At 61.1% G+C, this 1022-nt stretch carries 1 protein-coding gene; it reads left to right on the forward strand.

The genetic code is table 11. The features are described from left to right. The coding region (locus tag ABJK56_RS07025; protein WP_347243955.1) for an efflux RND transporter periplasmic adaptor subunit at positions 1-1022 on the forward strand (1022 nt) is incomplete at both ends.

The raw sequence follows: 1022 nt of genomic DNA on the forward strand, positions 1-1022 counted from the left end.
GCGGGGTACCGGAAATGGCGGACTCCTTCCGGCATCCAGGTGCTGGAAACCGCCGTGGTGGAAAAGGCTTCCATCCGGGAAGTGCTCGTGGCCACAGGCATGATCAAATCCCAGGTGGGCGCTCTCATTAAGGTGGGTTCCCGAGCCACCGGGACCATTGAAGAGATGCGCGTTCGGGTGGGCGATGCCGTCCGCAAGGGGGACCTCATCGCCCGCATCGACGATCGGGAAATCCAGAAAGCCTTGACCATCGACAGAGCCGCGGTGGAGGCGGCCCGAAGCACGCTCAAGGAAGTGGAAAGCACCTACCCGCAACGGATCCGCGAAGCGGAAGCGCGGTTTCGGCTGGCCGACATCAACCTGCGGCGGGAAAAAGCCCTCATCCAAGAGGATTACACAACCCGGGACGCCGTGGACCGGGCCCAGTCCGAATGGGACGCCGCCCAGGCCGTCCTTCAGAGGCTCCGCCGGGAATGGGACACCCAAAGGGCCGTGGCGGCGGCCAAACTCCAGGAAGCCGAAGCCAAACTCAAGCAGGACGAGATTCGCCTGAGCTACACGCGCATCTATGCTCCCATCGACGGCATCGTCACCGACGTCACCGGCCAGCAGGGGGAAACCATCGTCACCGGCTTGCAGACGGCCAATCTGGTGGTGGTCATGGATCCGTCCCGGCTGGAGATGCAGATTTACGTGGATGAGACCGACATTGGCCGGGTTCGGCTGGGACAGGCGGTGGAATATTCCGTGGATACCTACCCGGACCGGGTTTTTTCTGGAAAGATTGTGGACATTTACCATCAGCCCGTGATCCGGGACAATATCGTCTACTATCTGGCCATCGTCACCATCGATCCCCAGGACGCCGCCGTGCTGCGTCCCGAGATGACCACCTATTGCCGCATCGTCTTGACGGAAAAGGCGGCCGTGCTGTCTGTGCCCAATTCGGCGGTGAAATTCGAAGCGGGCAAACAGGTGCTCTACGTGGTTGCGGAAAACGAAAAAGCGCCGAAAAAAGTGAC

Origin of the sequence: Thermogutta sp. (assembly GCF_039793925.1) — a bacterium.
Taxonomy (GTDB): domain Bacteria; phylum Planctomycetota; class Planctomycetia; order Pirellulales; family Thermoguttaceae; genus Thermogutta.